Consider the following 16,676-nt stretch of genomic DNA (forward strand, 5'->3'; position numbering starts at 1 on the left):
CAAGGACAACACGCCATGCAGATCACGCGCCGTCATGCATTGACCGCCCTGGGCGCCGCGCTCCTCGCCCGCCCCGCCATGGCGCAGGATTTCCCGAACCGCGCCATCCGCATCATCGTGCCCTATGCGGCCGGCGGCACGGACCAATATGTGCGGCTGCTGCAACAGGATTTCGCGCATCGCCTGCGCCAGCCGGTGCTGATCGATTCCGTCGTCGGCGGCGGTGGCGGCATCGGCGCCAACCGCGTGCAGGCCAGCGCGGCGGATGGCTATACCCTGCTCTTCGCCGGCACCGCGGCCATCACCGTGGTGCCGCGCATCAACAAGCTGCCCTATTCGGCCGCGGATTTCGCGCCGATCTGCAACCTGGTGGCGCTGCCCATCATCATCGCGGCGAAGCGCGGCTTCCCGCATCGCACGGCGCAGGACATGCTCGCCGCGGCCCGCGCACGGCCGGAGGGCATCACCATCGCCTCGCCCGGCATCGGCAGCTCGCCGCATATGGCGGCCGAGGCGATGGCGCGGGCGGCGGGCGTGAAACTGCTGCACGTGCCTTATCCGGGCATCGCGCCGGCGATGACCGCGCTGCTGGCCGGCGATGTGGACCTGGTGGTGGGCGCGCCCGGCATCATCCTGCCGACCGTCGAATCGCACGGCATCCTGCCGCTGTTGCAGACCGGCGCCACGCGCAGCGCCGCGCTGCCCGACCTGGTCGCGCTGCGGGAGATCGGGCTGGATGTGGATCTGGTGACGCGCTTCGGCTTCTTCGCGCCGAAGCAGACGCCGGAGCCGGTGCTGGACCGCCTGGCCCAGGTCTTCATGTCCGCGGCCGGGACGCCCGACTACGCCCAGGCGATGCGGCGCGCCTATAACGAGGTGCTGCTGCAGGATCGCGCGCAATTCGCCCAGGCCCTGGCCGCGGAGGACCAGGCGAGCGCCCGGCTGGTGCGGGATCTCGGCCTGGGCTGAACCGCCTCAGGCATAGACGATGCCGCAGCCGGGGCCGGGTGGCACGGCGATCATGCCATCCTGGATCGGCAGCGGCGTGAAGGGGTCGTCCAGGATGTGGTCGTGCTCCGACAGCTCGCAGGCGAAGGGCAGCTGCCGCAGCGAGGCCGCGGCATGGGCGGAGGCGCCCTGCAGCAGCGCCGGGCCGAAGGCCGCGCCCATCCGCGTCGCGATCTGCCCGGCCTCCAGGATCCGCGCCGCGGTCACGAAGTTCCGCACGCCGCCGAGCTTGGTCAGCTTGAGATTCACCACATCCGCCACCCGGCCTTCGACAACCCGCAGGACGTCGGCGATGGTCTCGACGCTTTCATCCGCCTCGATCGGCACCGGCAGGCTGCGCGTGACCAGCGCGAGCCCGGCCCAGTCACCCGCCGGCACCGGCTGTTCCACCAGCGCGATGTCGTGCCGTTCCATCTGCCGCCAGGCGGAGAGAAAGCCCTTGGCGCTATAGGACTGGTTAGGGTCGAGCGTCAGCGCCACCTCCGCCCCTACCGCCGCGCGCACCTCCGCCACGCGCCGCGCATCCAGCGCGGCATCGCCGGCCAGCTTCAGCTTCAGTGTGCGGTAGCCCTTGGCCACCAGCGCCGCGGCGGACTGTGCCATCTCGGCGGGGGCCTTGATCGGCAGGATGCGCGATTGCGGAATGCTCTCCCGGAACCGCCCGCCGAGCAGCGCGGAGAGCGGCACATTGGCGCGCCGCGCCAGCAGGTCGTGCAGCGCCATGTCGATGGCAGCCTTGACCGAGCGGTTGCCGACCAGCGTCGCCTCGACCAGATCCATGATGGCGCCGAGTTCCGCCGGGTCCCGCCCGATCAGCAACGGCCGCAGGAAATGCAGCGCCGCCTCCGCGCCCGGACCATGCGTCGTGATGGCGGGAATCGCGTGGCAGTAGCCCAGGCCGGTCACGCCCTCCGAATCGGTCAGGATGATGACCCAGCCTTGCAGTTCCGCCACCGTCGCGCGGGCGAACTTCCAATTCGGATCGGCCTGCCGCTGGCGGCATGGACGCAACTCGGCCGTGACGATCTGCATGGCTGTCCCCTGATCTGTGCCGCGGAAGGTGCCATGCCGGTGCGGCCGGAGCCGCCCGGTTTCGCGCAATTTTCCGGCATGCGGAACGCCCCGAGATAGCCCGGCGGGGCGGCGAATCCCGTTCTAGATTGCGGCGGGGGAATCGTCGCCGGAACGCTGCGGCCGGGCTGCGCATCCCCGATTGCCCGTCCCGCCATGGAGCGTCCCTCATGCCCATCCGACACCCCTTGCCGCGCCGGTCGGCCCTGATGCTGGGCCCGCTGCTGCTCACGGCTGGCCTGGCGCGGCCCGCCTGGGCGGCCTTCCCCGACCGGCCGCTGCGCCTCATCGTCGCCTACGCCGCCGGCGGCACCGGCGACCTGGTCGGGCGACTGGTGGGCGAAGGGCTGGCGGCGCGGCTTGGCGTACCCGTGGTGGTGGACAACCAGGGCGGTGCCGGCGGTGCCATCGCGGCGCGCGCGGTCAGCCGCGCGGCGCCGGATGGCTACACCATGATGCTCGCTGGCAACGCGATCTTCGCCATCCTGCCGCATATGGCCAATGTCGGCTTCGATCCGGTGAAGGACTTCACCGCCATCGCCAATATCAGCGAATCGCAGCGGCTTCTCGCCGTGCGCAACACGCTGCCGGTCACCACGCTGGCGGAGCTGGTGGAATACGGGAAGCGCAATCCGGGCAAGCTGAACTACGGCTCCGCCGGCATCGGATCGACGCTGCATGTGATGACGGAGATGTTCCGGCGCGAGGCGGGCATCGAGGCGGTGCACATTCCCTTCCGCGGCTCCGCACCCGCCGTGCAGGCGATGCTGGGCGGGGATGTGGATTTCATGATCGACACTGGGGTGATCCAGCATGCGCAGCAGGGCCGGCTGCGCGCCCTGGCCGCCGTGGGCGACCGCCGCCTGCCGCAATTCCCGGATGTTCCCACCTTGGCCGAACAGGGCTACCCGAATGTCCGCACCTCCGGCTGGCAGGCGCTGATGGGCCCGGCGAACATGCCGCGGGAGGTCGTGACGCTGCTCGCCGGCCATGTCGAGGCGCTGCTGAAGGAACCCGCCTTCCTCGACCGCCTGTCCCGCGTCGGCGTGGTGCCGAGCTTCCGCTCGCCAGAACAGCTTGCCGGCGACCTGGCGGAGGATACGCGGCAATTCGGCGCCATCATCCGCACGGCCGGGATCTCCGCCGAATGAGCGAGGGACTGAACCGCCGCGCCGCCGGATGGGCGGCCGGCCTGACGCTCGACCAGGTGCCGGCGGAGGTGGTGGAGAGCACGAAGCTGCGCGTGCTGGACCTGATCGGCGTGATGCTGGCCGCCAAGCCGCTGGAGCTGGTGGCCGCCGCGCGCCGCGCCGCCCTGGCGCTGGAAGGCGGCGGCGGCGCGCGCATCCTGGGCGAGGCGGAGGCAGTGGCGCCGATGGCGGCCGCCTTCGTCAATGGCGTGATGACCGCGGTGCTGGAATTCGACGACACGCACATCGAAAGCTTCATCCACCCCACCGCGCCCTGCGTCGCCGTCGGCTTCCCCGAGGTGCAGCGCCGCCGCCTGTCCGGCCGGCAGCTCATCGAGGCTGTGCTGGTGGGCAGCGAGCTGACCTGCCGGCTCGGCCGCATCACGCCGGTGCGGCTGCACAATCTCGGCTTCCATCCGACCGCGGTGTTCGGCGTATTCGGCGGTGCCTATACGCTGGCGAAGCTGCGCGGCCTGGGGGCCGGCGTCATCGCCGATGCGATCGGCGCGGCGGGCAGCCTCTCGGCCGGGCTGAATGCCTCCTTCGAGGATGGCAGCTCGACCAAGATGATGCATGTCGGCTTCGCCGCCACCGGGGCGATGCGCGCCGTGGCATTGGCGCAGGCCGGCATCTCCGGCCCCGGCCCGGTCTATGATGGCCGCTTCGGCTGGTTTCGCAGCCATGTGCAGGGCCGCGAGGATCTGCGCTTCGACGCGCTGTGCGACGGGCTTGGCGAGGAATGGGAGGTGCTGAACATCGCTTCCAAGGTGCATCCCTGCGCCTTCACCATGATGCCGCATATCGAGGCCGCCATCGCGCTGCGCAACACGCATGATTTGCGGCCGGAGGATATCGCGCAGGTGGTGGCGCGCATCGGCAAGCGGTCCTTCCCCACCATGTGCGAGCCGGTGGCCGACAAGCGCCGCCCCGCCACGACCTGGCATGGCCGCATCAGCCTGCAGCATACGGTGGCGGAGGCGCTGGTGCATGGCCGCATGGACAAGGATGCCTATGCCGAGGCCAGCCTGCGCGACCCGGTGATCAATGCGCTGGCCGACAAGGTGCTGCATGAGGACGACCCGGAGACCGAGGCCACGAGGTCCGGCGGCACCGTCATCGTGCGGCTGCATGATGGGCGGGAGCTGACGCACCGCATCGATGACATGCGCGGCACCCGCAGCAATCCGATGTCGCGCTATGACGTGGTGGCGAAGTTCCGCGCCAATACGCGCGATGTGCTCAGCGCCGGCCAGGCCGATTCGGCGATCGACAGCCTGTTGCGGCTCGACGCGCTGGAGGATGTCGCGCCGCTGTTCGAGGGGCTCTGCGCGGCCGGCTGAGGATGCCGGGCTGGGGGGGGCTTTGGCGGGTTCCCCCCTCACCCGACCCTCTCCCCCGTCGGGGGGAGAGGGCTTTCGGCAATCGCTATGCGGCGGCCGTATTGGCGCCGATGCCGGCGAGCTGCGCGGCGTTGGTGGAGACCATCTTCCGCACATCCTCCGGCGAATAGCCGATGGACAGGCACAGGCCGATGATCTGCCGGAAGCCTTCCACCGGCAGCGGCGCATTGGTCTGGCCGAGGTCGGAGCCGAAGAAGGTGCGGTCGACGCCGGCCGCCTCGATCAGCGCCTTCAGGAAGGCCTCGTCATAGACCTTCATCCGGTTCGGGATGAACATGCAGATGGAGTGCTCGATCCAGGCCCCCATGCTCACCAGCTCCTTCACGTCGGACAGGGAAGCACCGACGGTGTAGCTGGGGTGGTTCACCAGAAGCCGGTTGCAGCCGCGCTTCTTGGCTTCCTCGAACAGCGGCCAGACCTCGCTGATGTGCAGATGGCCACAGGACAGCACCACATCATGCTCGGCGATGATGTCGAGCACCTGCTTCACCGGGTCGAGCAGGTCGCCGCGCGCATCCAGCACCGAAAGCGCAACCTGCTTCAGCATCTTGCCCTTGGTCGGCAGCAGGGATTTGCGGTGACCCTCGCGGATGTGGTTGGCGGCGGAGACGGTGGGCATCCACACCACCTTGGCGCCGGTCTTCACGGCGGGCTCGACGGCGAAGGGGTTGATGCCGCCGACCGAATTGTTCAGCACGATGCTGCCGATCGGCTCCGCCTTCGTCGCCTTGCCGGCATCCTTCAGCACATCCACGAAGGGCCCGGTCGGGTAGTAGTGGTCCTTGAACAGCACGGCGCGCATGCCGGCCGCGGCGGCCTGTTCCAGCGCCTGCTCATGGTTCACCGCCCGTGCCATCACGGAGGGACCACTGTGGCAATGCAGGTCGATGGCGCCTTGCATCAGGCTTTCGATCAGCTGCGGGTCGGCATTCATCGGCAGGCTCCTTTGGAGCCCGGAGGCTAGGGGGGCGCGATGCGGGCGGGGAGCGCATTCTCGGCCTGTTCCGCATCGCGAAACGCATCCGCCTGCGGCGCCGGCGCGGCCTGCCGCAACCGTTCCATGGAGGCCGTGATCTGCCGGCTTGCCTCCTGCAGCGCCGGCACGAGCTGCTCGGTCAGGACCGCATGGCTGACGACGGAACGGAAATAGCTGAGGCCGAGCGTGCCGGCCACCGAATCCCCCAGCCAGATCGGCACCGCCACGGTGTTGGAATTGCGCGGCTCCACCTTCGGGTCGCGCTGCGCATAGCCCTGCCGCCGCACCAGGGCGACCATGCCCTGCACCACACGCTCCAGGTTCGGCGGGTTGTCCTCGGGGTCGGCGGAAGCGGCAAGCAGGCGCAGCAGGATGCGCCGCTCCTCGTCCGGGCAGAATGCCAGGTAGGCACGGCCGATGGCGCGCGTCACCAGGCTGAAGCGCACGCCGACGGTGGCATGGAAGGGCGAAACGGCGCTGTCGGCCATGGTGCTCACGCTGATCACCACGCGGCCCTGGTCCGGCACCGCGATCGCCACCGGCCATTTCAGCCGCCGCGTCAGGTCCACCGCCCAGGCGCGCCCGGCCTCCGCCACCAGCGGACCGCCATGGAAGCCGGAACTGAGCGTGGCGACCTGGGAGGTGATGCGGTAGCCCAGCCCGCGTTCCCCCTTCGCCACCAGCCCGGCCGCGGCCAGCGTGCCGAGCAGGCGCATGATGGTGGGCTTGGGCAGGCCGCTGGCGCGGTGTAGCTGGTCCACCGTGGTGTGGCGCTGGCGGTTCAGTTCCTTCAGCAGGTCCAGCGCCCGCAGCACGGATTGGACAGGCGGCCCGCTCATCCTGTGGGAAGCGGCCTGGCGGTGCCGCGCATGGTCATGACGAATGGCATCGTTTCCTGCCCATTTCCCCCGCGCGCCTGCCTGATTGCGGCAGCCGCGACCTTCTGCGCGCATTCCGCATCCTGGAACGCGATCAAGTCAAGCCAGGCCAGCCTTCCACCATGCGGAACGCGGGCAGAGCGCGCTTGTCACGGTTGCAGGGGCCCGGACTAGGGTGCGGCCAGGCAGGGGGAAGGGCACGAAGAATGGGCCATGCCCCTGCGCGCCCATCACACGTCCCGGGAGGACCTGACATGAACCCGTCCCAAGCCCCGACAAGCGGCCGTCGCCGCCTGCTCGGCGGTGCGCTGCTGGGCGCCGGCCTGTTGCCCTGGACGCCCGCCCGCGCCGCGGAATTTCCCTCCGGCCCGATCCGCATCATCATCGGCTTCGGCCCAGGCGGGCTGGCGGACCTCACCGCGCGGCTGGTGGGGGAGCAGTTGTCGCAGCGCCTCGGGCAGCAGGTGGTGGTGGACAACCGCCCGGGTGCCGGCGGTGCCGTGGCGGCCCGCATCGGCGCCACGGCGGAACCCGATGGCCATACGCTGATGATCCTGAGCACCGGCAACGCCATCAACAAGTCGCTGTTCAAGTCGCTGCCCTATGATCCGGTGGCGGATTTCACCGCCATCTCCGCCATGGTTTCCTTCGACCTGCTGCTGTTGACCGGCGCCAATTCGCCGCTGCGTTCGGTGCAGGACGTGCTGGCAGCCGGCCGCAACGGCGGCCGCCTGGCGATCGCCACCATCAGCCCCGGCAGCACGCAGAACCTGGCGGCCGAATGGCTGCGCGTCGCCGCCGGGCTGGATGCCACCGTCGTCCCCTATCGCACGACGCCGGAGGTGCTGACGGCGGCACAGCGCGGCGATGTGCAGATCGCCTTCGAATCCTACGCGGCGGCGCGCGGTGCGCTGGACGGCGGCCAGCTTCGCGCCATCGCCAGCACCGGCGAACGACGTTCCCAGATGCTGCCGGATCTGCCGACGCTGCGGGAGGCCGGGCTGGCGGAATATGCCGTCACCGGCTGGAACGGGCTGTTCGCGCCGGCCCGCACGCCGCAGCCGGTGATCGCGCTGCTGAACCGGCATCTGCGCGAGATCCTGGCCATGCCGGCCATGCGCACCCGGCTGCTGGCGCTGGGCGTCGAACCGGCGCCCAACACGCCGGCCGAGATGGACTCGCTGCTGAAGCGCGACATCGGCATCTGGGCGCAGGTCATCGACCGCGCCGCCATCGAACGGCAATGAGAGGGAGAAGCCCCATGCCCATCAACACCCCGACCCGCCGCCTGCTGCTCGCCGCCGGCGGCGGTCTCGCCGCGACGCTCGCCGCGCCCGCGGTCCGCGCCGCCGACTACCCGAGCCAGCCGATTCGCCTGATCGTCCCCTTCCCGCCCGGCGGCACCGTGGATGTCACCGCACGGCTGGTGATGGGCAAGGTGGCGGAGCTGCTCGGCGGCAACGTCATCATCGACAGCGCGCCCGGCGCCGGCGGCAATGTCGGCACGCAGCGTGTGTCGCGCGCCACGCCGGATGGCTACACGCTGCTGTTCACAGCGCCGAACCACACCATCAACCCGAGCCTGACGCCGAACAGCGGCTTCGACCCGGAACGCGACTTCATCCCGGTCTCGCTGGTCGCGCAGATCGCGGAGTTGCTGATCGCGCCGCGCTCCGCGCCCTTCACCACCTTCGCCGAATTCGTGACCTATGCGCGTGCCAATCCAGGCAAGCTGACCTATTCCTCCGCCGGCATCGGATCCCACCCGCATGTGACGATGGAGCTGATGCTGAAGCGGTTGGGGCTGGAGGTGCTGCACGTGCCCTATCGCGGCGCGGCGCCGGCCTTCACAGACCTGGTGGCGGGCCGCGTGCAGCTCAAGCTGGATAGCCTCGCCACCTCCGCAGCCAGCATGGCCGAAGGCTCAATCCGGGCCCTGGCGATCGCCAGCAAGGAACGGTCACCGAAGCTGCCCGATGTGCCGACCATCGCCGAGCATGGCCTACCGGGCTTCGAGGGCATTCTCTGGATGGGCGTGGTGGCGCCCACCGGCACCCCGGCCGAGGCGATCGCCGCCCTGTCCCGCGCGCTGATGGCGGCGGCCCGCGACCCGGAGGTGATGGCGCGGCTGGACCGCTCCGGCGTCGAGCCGGTCGGCACCACGCCGGAGGAATTCCGCGCCATCATCGCGCGTGAGATCCCGCTGTGGCGCCAGGTGATCCGCGACGCCAATATCCGCGCCGAGTGAGAGAGTATCGCATGCCCCCGATGACACCGCCGCCCGATCCGAACCCGAAGACGCCGCGCCTGGTCTGCCCGCCCGGATCGGTGGATTGCCAGGTGCATCTGTTCGGACCGGCGACGCAGTACCCCTTCGACCCCGGCAGCAAATACATCTCGGAGGATGCGCTGCCGGAGACCAGCATCGCGCTGCAGCGCAAGCTGGGCCTGGACCATGCCGTGATCGTCAGCGGCGGCGGCTACGGCATGGACACCACGCATCTGGAACACACACTGGCGCGCTTTCCGCAGCATTTCCGCGGGGTGGCGTTGCTGAAGCCTGAGACGACGCAGGCGGAGATGGCAAGGCTGCATGGCCTCGGCGTGCGCGGCCTGCGTTTCGTCAGCCCGCATCACGGCGCGCATCTGCCGCATCTGTCGGAACGCGCCGCGGCGATGGCGGCGGAGCTCGGCTGGGTGGTGCAGTTCTACCCCTCGCCGCGGGACCTGGAGGATTTCGCTGATCGGCTGATGGCGCTGCCCGGCCCGGTGGTGCTGGATCATTTCGGCGCGGTGCCGGCCGCTGGTGGCATTGACCAGCCGGCCTTCCGCACCATGCTGCGGATGCTGGACAGCGGGCGCGTCTGGGTGCGCCTGTCCGGGCCGATGCGCTGCACAAAGGAGGATTTTCCCTATGCCTCCGTCACGCCGATTGCCCAGGCTTTGGTCGCCCATGCGCCGGACCGGCTGATCTGGGGCTCCGACTGGCCGCATGTGAACATGCAGGGCCGCGGCATGCCGAATGATGGCGACCTGCTCGACCTGCTGCTTGACTGGGCGCCGGAGGAAGCGGTGCGGAACCGCATCCTGTCCGACAATGCCCGCCGGCTGTACGATTTCGGCTGACGCACCGCCTGCGCTCGCTGGGCCTCGCTGAAGCAGCGCGGGGTCCGGCAGCTGGCCGCCGGAATTTCCGCCTACCGGGCGGCGCCATCGCCCTTGTGAATCCAGCCTCTCCAACCGGGGCAAGTCTCGCCGCGGGGAGGTGTTGACCGGCTCGTGGAAACGTTTCACCATTCCTGACGAAAGGCCCGCCAAAGGGTCGGGATGGGAGTGAAGCAGTTTGAAGCGCATCGGCATTGATGTCGGTGGCACCTTCACCGATGTCGTCCTGGTGGACGAGGTCGGGCGTGTGCACACCGCCAAGGTTCCGACCACGCCGCAGGACAGGGTGATCGGCGCCCTCAACGGCTTCCGCCGCATCCTGGAGATCGCCGGCTGCGCCGCCGGCGATGTCGGCTTCATCGGCCACGGCTCCACCATGGCGACCAACATGGTGGTCGAACGCACCGGCGCGCCGACGGCGCTGGTCGCCACCCAGGGCTTCCGGGACCTGCTGGAGCTGCGCCGCATCGCCCGGCACGACCGCGCCGACCTTTATGACCTGCAATTCGACAACCCGGCCCCGCTGGTGCCCCGGCGCTGGCGCCATGAGGTGACGGAGCGGATGGATTGGCGCGGCCAGGTGGAAACCCCGCTGGACGAGGCCGCGCTGCACGCCATCGCGGACCGCATCGCGCAGAGCCCGGTGCAGGCCGTTGCCATCGCTTTCCTGCACGCCGCGGCCAACCCGGCGCATGAGAAGCGCGCGGCGGAGATCCTGGCGCAGCGCCTGCCCGGCCATTTCATCAGCGTCTCGCATGAGGTTAACCCGGAGGTCGGCGAATACGAACGCACCAGCACCACGGTGATGAATGCCATGCTCGGCCCGCTCTGCGCCCGCTACATCGGCGCCTTGCAGGACGGGCTGCGGGACGCGGGCTTTCGTGGCGAGCTGCTGTTCATGGGCTCCAACGGTGGCCTCGCCGACGCCGCGCTGGTCGCGGCGCGGCCGGTGCTGCTGCTGGAATCCGGCCCGGCCGGCGGCGTCAGCGCCGCGATACGCCTGGGTGAGCGGCATGGCTGGCAGGATGCCATCCTGGGCGACATGGGCGGCACCACCTTCGACGTCTCCCTGGTGCGGGCCGGCCGTGCGGAACTGCGCAGCCAGGTGCTGCTGCACAGCTACGCCGTTCGCGCGCCGAGCATCGACATCGAGAGCATCGGCGCCGGCGGCGGCTCCATCGCCTGGGTCGATGCCGGCGGCGGCGTCCGCATCGGGCCGCAGAGCGCCGGCGCCGATCCCGGCCCGGCCTGCTACGGCCGCGGCGGCACCCGCCCGACCGTCACCGACTGCAACCTGCTGCTGGGCTACATCGATCCGGACACCTTCCTCGATGGCGGCTTCAAGCTGGATCGCGCGGCGGCGCAGCGGGCGGTGGAGTTGCACCTGGCGCAACCGCTGGGTCTCGATACCCTGGCGGCGGCGCATGCCGTGCGCGCGGTGGCGAATGCGCTGATGGCGCAGGCGATCCGACTGATGACGGTGGAGCGGGGGCATGACCCGCGCGGCTTCGACTATCTGTGCTTCGGCGGCGCCGGGCCGGTGCATGCGCTGGACCTGGCGCGATCGCTGGAAATGGCGCGCGTGCTGGTGCCGCCGGTGCCGGGCCTGTTCAGCGCGCTCGGCATGGTGCTGGCCGATCGGCAGGCGGATTTGCAGGCGGCGGTGGACCGTCCGCTCTCGGCCTGTGACGGCGCGGAGCTCGGCGCCCGCTATGCCGGGATGGAGGAAGCCGCGCGCGGCCGCCTGCCCGCCGACGCCGCGCAATCCGTCCGCCGCCGCGCCGATTGCCGCTACGCGGGGCAGCCCGATTCCATCATGATCGATGTCGAGGACTGTGCGCCGGCGGCGATCCGCGAGGCCTTCGAGGCCGCGCATCTGCATCTGTGGAACTTCACCAAGCCGGACCAGCCCGTGCTGCTCAACAACATCCGCGTCGAGGCCCGCGCAGCGACGGGCTGGCGCGGCGCGCTGCGCTTCGCCGAGGCCGGCACCGAACCGAAGCCTCACCGCACGCGACATGTGCAGTTCGGACCCGGCCCGAATTCCGCACGCGATGTCCCGGTCTGGCGGCGCCGCGACCTGCCGGAGGGCTTCGCCGTCGAAGGCCCCGCGGTGATCGAGGAAGCCAGCAGCAGCCTCACTCTTGGGCCGGGCGATGTCGCCCGGATCGAGGCGGGCGGCGCGCTCGTCATCTCCCTGTCGGCGGAACAGCGGCCGGCTTCCGTATTCGAGGAGGCGCTGGCGTGATGGATATCGTCACCTACGAGATCCTGCGGTCCAGCCTCTTCGCCACGGCGCGCGAGATGAAGCTGGCGATGATGCGTACCGCCGGCAGCCCCATCGTCCATTCCGGCGGCGATGCCTCCGCCGCCGTGTTCGATGCGGAGATGCAGCTGGTTGCACAGGGCAACGACATCCCGACCATGCTGGGATCCGCCGTCATCTCGACGCGCGCCTCGGTCGAGGCAATCGGGCGCGACCGGCTGCGGCCCGGCGACGTGATCGTCAGCAACGACGTCTATCTCGGCGGCGGCAACCACCAGCCGGATGTGCAGTTCACCCGGCCGGTCTTCCTGGATGGCGAGATCATCGCCTTCGTGATGACCCGCGGCCACTGGAGCGACATCGGCGGCCAGTTGCCGGGCAGCTACACGACGCTGACCTGGGACGTCTTCGCCGAGGGCATCCGCATCCCACCCGTGCTGCTGTACCGCGACGACCGTCCGGTAGAGGACCTGGTCACGCTGATCCTACAGAACACCCGCGACCCGGCGGTGCGGCTGCTGGACATGCAGGCGCAATATGCCGGCTGCGTCGTCGGCGACCGCCGCATCACGGAGATCGCGCGGCGCTACGGCAAGGACGCGCTGGCGGCGGCGATGCGGCGCGCGCTGGACCATTCCGAGCGGCTGATGCGCGCCGCGCTGCGCGCCATCCCGGATGGCGTCTACGAGGCCGAGGACGCAATCGAGCCGGTGACCGGCCCCGCCGGATGGTCGCGCGACCCGGTGCCGATCCGCGTGAAGATCACCAAGCAGGGCGACGGCATCCATTTCGACTATGCGGGCAGCGGCGCGCAGGCGCGCGGCGGCATCAACTGCCCCTTCTCCGTCACCTGCAACAGCACCTGGTTCACGGTGAAGGCGATCACGGATGTCACCATCCCGATCAACCAGGGCTGCTACCGCCCGGTGACGATCAGCGCGCCCGAAGGCAGCATCCTGAACTGCACCTTCCCGGCCCCCGTCGTCGCCGGCAATACCGAGACCTCGCCGCGCATCATCGACCTGCTGCTGAAGGCGCTGTCCGCGGCGGTGCCGGAACGCGTGGTGGGGCAGAGCAATTGCGGCGCCTTCTCCGGCGTGTTCGGCGGCATGGATCCGGATGCGGCGCGCGTCGCCGCCACCGGGCGGCGTTTCGTCGGCATGATCGACCCGCATGCCGGCGGCATGGGCGCCCGCGCCACCAAGGATGGCGTGAATGGCGTGCGCGTCTATGTCGGCAATGCCGGCAGCTCCGCCGTCGAGATCATCGAGCAGACATCGCCGGTGCGCGTCGAGGAATGGTCGCTGGTGCCGGATACCGGCGGCGCCGGCACCTGGCGCGGTGGCCTCACCTCCCGCCGCGTCTATCGCGTGGCCTATGATGAGGCCACCTTCACCGTCTGCGGCGAACGCGGCATCCATCCGCCACTCGGCCAATTCGGCGGCGCCGCCGGCGCCACCTTCCGCTGCGAGGTGACGCGCGATGGCCAGGTGACGCAGGTGCCGGCTAAGGGCGGGCACGAGATTGTCCATGCCGGCGACCGCGTGGTGCTGCAGCCGGCCGGCAGCGGCGGCTATGGCAACCCGCGCGACCGCGACCGGACGCGGCTGCGGGATGACCTGCTGGATGGCTATGTCAGCGCCGAAGCTCTGACGCGGGACTACGGGCTGACGGCGGAAGACGCAGCCGCGATGCTGGCCGAGGCCGCCGCGCATGGCTGAGGCCCTGCCGCTGGCTGGCCGCTACGCGGTCGAGATCGGCCACAGCCTCGCCGGGCCCTATGCCGGCGCGATCCTGGCCGATCTGGGCGCCACGGTGCTGAAGGTGGAATCCCTGGGCAAGGGCGACCATGCGCGCGACTGGGGGCCGCCCTTCGTGGATGGTGACGCCGCGCTGTTCCACGCCGTCAATCGCGGAAAGCTGAGTGTCACGGCCGATCTTCGTGATCCTGCCACGGTGGCGGCGCTGCGCCGCATCATCCTGGAACGCGCCGACATCCTGCTGCAGAACCTCAAGGTCGGCGCGCTGGAGGCGGCGGGCTTGGGCGCGGAATCCCTGCTTGCCGAGAAACCTGGCCTCGTCATCTGCAACATCGGCGCCTTCGGCCGCACCGGCCCCAAGCGCAGCGCGCCGGGCTATGATCCGCTGATCCAGGCGGCCAGCGGGCTGATGTCCATCAACGGGCACCCCGGCGCAGCGCCGGCGCGGGTGCCGGTGGCGTTGAACGATCTTGGCACCGGCGTCTGGGCCGCGCTCGGCATCTGCGCGGCGCTGCTGCGACGGGAAGGCGATGGGCGCGGCGGCGTGGTGGATGTTTCCCTGTATGAGACGGCGCTGGCCTGGATGACGGTGCCGCTCTCGGACCACATGGCCGGCGGCCCGCTGCCGCGCCGCTACGGCTCCGGCGTCTCCAACATCGTGCCCTACCAGACCTTCGACGCCACCGATGGCACGCTGCTGATCGCCGCCGGCAACGACCTTCTCTTCGCGCGGCTCTGCGCGGTGCTGGGCGCGCCGGAGATCGCGGCCGATACGCGCTTCACCACCAATGGCGCCCGCGCCACCAACCGCGAGGCGCTGATCCCACTGCTGCAGGCGCGCGTCGCCGATCGCCGCCTTGCGGAACTGACCGCGGCACTGGAAGCCGCAGGCATCCCCTGCGGCGAAGTGGCCGATGTGGCGCAGGCGCTGCAGGACCCGCAGCTCGCAGCCCTCGGCATCATCGGTGAATTGCCGGGGCGCGCCATGCGCACGGTTGGCCTGCCGCTGAGCTTCGACGGCGTGCGCCCCGCGTTGGCCGGCCCGGCCCCCCGCCTGGGCGAGCACCAGCACATCCTTGATGAAAGCCGGAAGGACGCCCCATGACCGAAGCCCTGACCTCGACGCGGTGGGAGACGCTGCTGGTCGAGCAGCGGGAGCCCGGCGTGCTGCTCGTCACGCTGAACCGGCCGGAGCGTGCCAATGCCATGAGCACGCGGATGGGTGGGGAGATCATCGCGCTGTTCGGCATGCTGGAAGCCGACCTGGACCTGGCGCGCGCCGTGGTGCTGACCGGCGCGGGCGATCGCGCCTTCTGCGCCGGCGCCGACCTGAAGCAGCGCGACGGCATGGATGACGCGGCCTTCGCGCGCCAGCACTACATGTTCGAACGCATGATGCGCGCGCTGCTGGCCTGCCCGGTGCCGCTGATCGCGGCCATCAACGGCGCCGCCTATGCCGGCGGGCTGGAAATGGCGATGTGCTGCGACTTCGCCTATGCCGCGGAAGGCGCGCGCTTCGCGCTGACCGAGGTGACGCGCGGCATCATGCCCGGCGGTGGCGGCACACAGCTTCTGCCCCGCACCATCGGCAGCCGCCGCGCCAAGGAAGTGATCTTCACCGGCGAGCCCTTCACCGCCGAACAGGCACTCGCCTGGGGCGTGGTCAACCGGCTGTGTCCGCCGGGCACCGTGGTGGAACAGGCCCTGGCCACGGCGCGGCGCATCAACGCCAACGCGCCGATCTCGATCCGCCAGGCCAAGAAGTCGATCGATTTCGGCGCCGGCACGGATCTCCGCACCGGCATGCAGGTGGAGATCGAGGCCTACTACCAGCTCATCCCGACCGAGGACCGGCGGGAGGGTATTGCCGCCTTCAACGAGAAACGGACGCCCGTCTTCAAGGGGCGCTGACCAACAGGCGAGAATGGGGAGGGAAGAATGAAAATGAACAAGACCACCATCGGCCGACGCGGGCTGCTCGCGGCGAGCGCCTTGTTGCCGCTGCCGGTCATTGCCCAGCCGGCTTGGCGCGCCAGCCACGCCGTGCGGATCATCGTGCCCTTCCCGCCGGGTGGCGCGACGGACATGCTGGCGCGGCTGGTGGCAAGCGGCCTCGGCGAATCGCTCGGCCAGTCGCTGGTGGTGGAGAACCGCCCCGGCGCGAATGGCGTGGTCGCGACGCAGGCGCTGCTCGGCTCGCCGGCCGATGGCCATGCGCTGATCCTGGCGACGGCGGATACCCACACGGTGCTGCCGGCCGCCAATCCGCGCCTGCCCTACAAGGTGGCGGATTTCGTGCCGGTCAGCGGCATGGCGAGCGTGGTCTTCGCGCTGGCGGTGCGGCCCGGCCTGCCGGTGTCCAACGTCAACCAGTTCGTCGAGCTGGCCCGCAGCGCGCGCCAGCCGCTGACCTACGCCTCCTACGGCTATGCCAGCGTGTCCCACGCCGCCGGTGAGATGTTCCGCGCCGCGATCGGGGCGGAGATGACGCATGTGCCCTATCTCGGCGCCGGGCCGGGCGTGCTGGCCGTCACCGCGGACCAGGTGGATATGATGATGGTGCCGGTCGCCGTCGCCAATCCGCAGCGCTCCCGCCTCAAGATGCTGGCGGTGGCGAATGCGGAGCGCTTCGGGTTGGTGCCGGATGTGCCGACCCTGCGGGAACAGGGCTTCGACCTGACCGCCGATGCCTGGATCGGCCTGCTCGGCGCCCCCGGCACGCCGCGCCACGTGGCGGAGGCGATCCACGCCGCGGTGTCGCGGGTGCAGCAGACGGAATCCTTCCAGCAGACGCTGCGCACCAACGGCTTCAGCAGCCTCGGCCTGGGCCCGGCCGAATACGCCCGCTTCCTGTCCGCGGAATCGGCACGCTGGGGCGAGGTGGTGCGGCGCGGCAATATCCGCGTGGAGGGCTAGGCGGCAGATGGCTTGCGTGGGTCAGGCGCCCGCCCCAGACTCCCGG

The 16,676-nt window shown here is 70.3% G+C and carries 14 protein-coding genes; 11 read left to right on the forward strand and 3 right to left on the reverse strand.

Annotated elements, in window-relative coordinates:
• Positions 1-15 precede the first annotated feature (15 nt).
• Positions 16-969 carry a Bug family tripartite tricarboxylate transporter substrate binding protein gene (locus HB662_RS03510; protein WP_168047166.1) on the forward strand — a complete coding sequence of 318 codons (954 nt, stop codon included), beginning with the start codon at positions 16-18 and terminating at the stop codon, positions 967-969.
• A gap of 6 nt (positions 970-975) precedes the next feature.
• Here HB662_RS03510 and HB662_RS03515 read toward each other — a convergent pair whose 3' ends face one another.
• Positions 976-2,040: a mandelate racemase/muconate lactonizing enzyme family protein gene (locus tag HB662_RS03515; protein WP_168047168.1), complete on the reverse strand. Its 1,065-nt coding sequence runs from the start codon at positions 2,038-2,040 to the stop codon at positions 976-978.
• Between the two features lie 209 nt (positions 2,041-2,249).
• On the opposite strand from HB662_RS03515, the gene HB662_RS03520 reads away from it, so the two are divergent.
• A complete protein-coding gene (locus tag HB662_RS03520) occupies positions 2,250-3,230 on the forward strand; it encodes a Bug family tripartite tricarboxylate transporter substrate binding protein (RefSeq protein ID WP_168047170.1) in 981 nt (326 codons plus the stop codon).
• Positions 3,227-4,609: an MmgE/PrpD family protein gene (locus HB662_RS03525; protein ID WP_168047172.1), complete on the forward strand. Its 1,383-nt coding sequence runs from the start codon at positions 3,227-3,229 to the stop codon at positions 4,607-4,609. Before HB662_RS03520 ends, HB662_RS03525 begins: the two co-directional genes overlap by 4 nt.
• A gap of 85 nt (positions 4,610-4,694) precedes the next feature.
• On the opposite strand, the gene HB662_RS03530 is transcribed toward HB662_RS03525, so the two are convergent.
• Both HB662_RS03530 and HB662_RS03535 read right to left on the reverse strand, forming a co-directional pair.
• Positions 4,695-5,603: a DUF6282 family protein gene (locus HB662_RS03530; protein WP_168047174.1), complete on the reverse strand. Its 909-nt coding sequence runs from the start codon at positions 5,601-5,603 to the stop codon at positions 4,695-4,697.
• A 26-nt stretch (positions 5,604-5,629) separates the two neighbouring features.
• A complete protein-coding gene (locus tag HB662_RS03535; RefSeq protein ID WP_168047176.1) occupies positions 5,630-6,484 on the reverse strand; it encodes a DNA-binding transcriptional regulator in 855 nt (284 codons plus the stop codon).
• 293 nt (positions 6,485-6,777) lie between these two features.
• Here HB662_RS03535 and HB662_RS03540 point away from each other — a divergent pair, with 293 nt between their 5' ends.
• The 8 genes from HB662_RS03540 (at position 6,778) to HB662_RS03575 (ending at position 16,630) form a co-directional block, all read left to right on the forward strand.
• Positions 6,778-7,770, forward strand: coding sequence for a Bug family tripartite tricarboxylate transporter substrate binding protein (locus HB662_RS03540; RefSeq protein ID WP_168047178.1), 993 nt, complete (start codon positions 6,778-6,780; stop codon positions 7,768-7,770).
• Positions 7,771-7,784: 14 nt separating this feature from the next.
• Positions 7,785-8,771 carry a Bug family tripartite tricarboxylate transporter substrate binding protein gene (locus HB662_RS03545; RefSeq protein ID WP_168047180.1) on the forward strand — a complete coding sequence of 329 codons (987 nt, stop codon included), beginning with the start codon at positions 7,785-7,787 and terminating at the stop codon, positions 8,769-8,771.
• A gap of 11 nt (positions 8,772-8,782) precedes the next feature.
• The gene (locus HB662_RS03550; RefSeq protein ID WP_168047182.1) at positions 8,783-9,649 is read left to right on the forward strand and encodes an amidohydrolase family protein; all 867 of its coding nucleotides are present in this window, start codon (positions 8,783-8,785) and stop codon (positions 9,647-9,649) included.
• Between the two features lie 217 nt (positions 9,650-9,866).
• Positions 9,867-11,936: a hydantoinase/oxoprolinase family protein gene (locus HB662_RS03555; RefSeq protein ID WP_168047184.1), complete on the forward strand. Its 2,070-nt coding sequence runs from the start codon at positions 9,867-9,869 to the stop codon at positions 11,934-11,936.
• Entirely contained in the window at positions 11,936-13,675 is a 1,740-nt protein-coding gene (locus HB662_RS03560; protein WP_168047186.1) for a hydantoinase B/oxoprolinase family protein, read from the forward strand. Before HB662_RS03555 ends, HB662_RS03560 begins: the two co-directional genes overlap by 1 nt.
• The gene (locus HB662_RS03565) at positions 13,668-14,819 is read left to right on the forward strand and encodes a CaiB/BaiF CoA transferase family protein (RefSeq protein WP_168047188.1); all 1,152 of its coding nucleotides are present in this window, start codon (positions 13,668-13,670) and stop codon (positions 14,817-14,819) included. The genes HB662_RS03560 and HB662_RS03565 overlap by 8 nt, the downstream gene beginning before the upstream one ends.
• The gene (locus tag HB662_RS03570; RefSeq protein ID WP_168047190.1) at positions 14,816-15,625 is read left to right on the forward strand and encodes an enoyl-CoA hydratase/isomerase family protein; all 810 of its coding nucleotides are present in this window, start codon (positions 14,816-14,818) and stop codon (positions 15,623-15,625) included. Before HB662_RS03565 ends, HB662_RS03570 begins: the two co-directional genes overlap by 4 nt.
• A gap of 33 nt (positions 15,626-15,658) precedes the next feature.
• Positions 15,659-16,630: a tripartite tricarboxylate transporter substrate binding protein gene (locus HB662_RS03575; protein ID WP_168047192.1), complete on the forward strand. Its 972-nt coding sequence runs from the start codon at positions 15,659-15,661 to the stop codon at positions 16,628-16,630.
• The last annotated feature ends 46 nt before the right edge of the window (positions 16,631-16,676 follow it).

Origin of the sequence: Falsiroseomonas frigidaquae, from assembly GCF_012163145.1 — a bacterium.
In the GTDB taxonomy this organism is placed as follows: domain Bacteria; phylum Pseudomonadota; class Alphaproteobacteria; order Acetobacterales; family Acetobacteraceae; genus Falsiroseomonas; species Falsiroseomonas frigidaquae.

Bases quoted from the DNA above. Each gene is read 5' to 3' on its own strand.
- HB662_RS03510 (WP_168047166.1), top strand. From the start codon at position 16: ATGCAGATCACGCGCCGTCATGCATTGACCGCCCTGGGCGCCGCGCTC.
- HB662_RS03515 (WP_168047168.1), bottom strand. From the start codon at position 2,040: ATGCAGATCGTCACGGCCGAGTTGCGTCCATGCCGCCAGCGGCAGGCC.
- HB662_RS03520 (WP_168047170.1), top strand. From the start codon at position 2,250: ATGCCCATCCGACACCCCTTGCCGCGCCGGTCGGCCCTGATGCTGGGC.
- HB662_RS03525 (WP_168047172.1), top strand. From the start codon at position 3,227: ATGAGCGAGGGACTGAACCGCCGCGCCGCCGGATGGGCGGCCGGCCTG.
- HB662_RS03530 (WP_168047174.1), bottom strand. From the start codon at position 5,603: ATGAATGCCGACCCGCAGCTGATCGAAAGCCTGATGCAAGGCGCCATC.
- HB662_RS03535 (WP_168047176.1), bottom strand. From the start codon at position 6,484: ATGAGCGGGCCGCCTGTCCAATCCGTGCTGCGGGCGCTGGACCTGCTG.
- HB662_RS03540 (WP_168047178.1), top strand. From the start codon at position 6,778: ATGAACCCGTCCCAAGCCCCGACAAGCGGCCGTCGCCGCCTGCTCGGC.
- HB662_RS03545 (WP_168047180.1), top strand. From the start codon at position 7,785: ATGCCCATCAACACCCCGACCCGCCGCCTGCTGCTCGCCGCCGGCGGC.
- HB662_RS03550 (WP_168047182.1), top strand. From the start codon at position 8,783: ATGCCCCCGATGACACCGCCGCCCGATCCGAACCCGAAGACGCCGCGC.
- HB662_RS03560 (WP_168047186.1), top strand. From the start codon at position 11,936: ATGGATATCGTCACCTACGAGATCCTGCGGTCCAGCCTCTTCGCCACG.
- HB662_RS03565 (WP_168047188.1), top strand. From the start codon at position 13,668: ATGGCTGAGGCCCTGCCGCTGGCTGGCCGCTACGCGGTCGAGATCGGC.
- HB662_RS03570 (WP_168047190.1), top strand. From the start codon at position 14,816: ATGACCGAAGCCCTGACCTCGACGCGGTGGGAGACGCTGCTGGTCGAG.
- HB662_RS03575 (WP_168047192.1), top strand. From the start codon at position 15,659: ATGAACAAGACCACCATCGGCCGACGCGGGCTGCTCGCGGCGAGCGCC.